The sequence below is a fragment of the Streptomyces sp. MUM 203J genome (assembly GCF_022414595.1).
GTDB lineage: Bacteria > Actinomycetota > Actinomycetes > Streptomycetales > Streptomycetaceae > Streptomyces.
In genome coordinates this window covers 1-1,410 of sequence record NZ_JADWYO010000132.1, presented here as the reverse complement: position 1 = coordinate 1,410, position 1,410 = coordinate 1, and the positions used below count along the sequence as shown (strand labels likewise).

At 69.8% G+C, this 1,410-nt stretch carries 1 protein-coding gene; it reads right to left on the bottom strand.

What is annotated here, in order from left to right:
* A partial coding sequence (locus I3F58_RS29155; RefSeq protein WP_240111717.1) for an acyl-CoA carboxylase subunit beta occupies window positions 1–1,410 on the bottom strand: 1,410 nt, incomplete at both ends.

Sequence of the window (1,410 nt, the reverse complement as noted above, 5' to 3'; positions counted from 1 at the left end):
GTGATGAGCACCTCGCGGGTCTCGGCGGGGTCGATGACGTCGTCGACGAGGCCGCGTTCGGCGGCGTAGTAGGGGTGCATCAGCTCGGCCTTGTACTCCTTGACCATGCGGGCGCGCATGGCCTCGGGGTCCTCGGCGTCCGCGATCTGGCGGCGGAAGATGACGTTGGCGGCGCCTTCGGCGCCCATGACGGCGATCTCGTTGGTGGGCCAGGCGTAGGTGAGGTCGGCGCCGATGGACTGGGAGTCCATGACGATGTAGGCCCCGCCGTACGCCTTGCGCAGGATCAGGCTGATGCGCGGCACGGTGGCGTTGCAGTACGCGTACAGCAGCTTCGCGCCGTGCCGGATGATCCCGCCGTGCTCCTGGTCGACGCCCGGGAGGAACCCGGGGACGTCCAGGAGGGTGATGAGCGGGACCGAGAAGGCGTCGCACATCTGGACGAAGCGGGCCGCCTTCTCGGACGCGTCGATGTCCAGTACACCGGCCAGCGCCTGCGGCTGGTTGGCGATGACACCGACCACCCGGCCGTCGAGCCGGGCGAGGGCGCAGACGATGTTGCGCGCCCAGCGCTCGTGGACCTCCAGGAAGTCGCCGTCGTCGACGAGCTCCTCGATCACCCGGGCCATGTCGTAGGGCCGGCTGCCGTCCGGCGGCACCAGGTCCCGCAGGACCTCGGTGCGCCGGTCCGCCGGATCCGTCGGATCGGCCCGGGGTGGGGTCTCGCGGTTGTTGGAGGGGAGCATCGACAGGAGGTAGCGGACCTCGGCGATGCAGGTCTCCTCGTCGTCGTAGGCGAAGTGCGCGACGCCGGAGGTCTCGGCGTGGACGTCGGCGCCGCCCAGGCCGTTCTGGGTGATCTCCTCACCGGTGACGGCCTTGACCACGTCGGGCCCGGTGATGAACATCTGCGAGGTGTCCCGGACCATGAACACGAAGTCCGTGAGAGCGGGCGAGTAGGCCGCACCACCGGCACAGGGCCCGAGCATGACGCTGATCTGCGGGATCACGCCCGAGGCCCTGGTGTTGCGCTGGAAGATCCCGCCGTAACCCGCCAGAGCGGACACGCCCTCCTGGATACGGGCCCCGGCACCGTCGTTCAGCGACACCAGCGGCGCCCCGGCCGCGATCGCCATGTCCATGATCTTGTGGATCTTCGTGGCATGGGCCTCACCCAGCGCCCCGCCGAAGATCCGGAAGTCATGCGCGTAGACGAAGACCGTACGGCCCTCGACCGTGCCCCAGCCGGTGACCACACCGTCGGTGTACGGCTTCCTGCCCTCCAGCCCGAACCCGGTCGCCCGGTGCCGCCGCAGCTGCTCGACCTCCCGGAACGAACCCTCGTCCAGCAGCAGCCCGATCCGCTCCCGCGCAGTCAGCTTTCCCTTGGCATGCTGCGCCTCGGTGGCC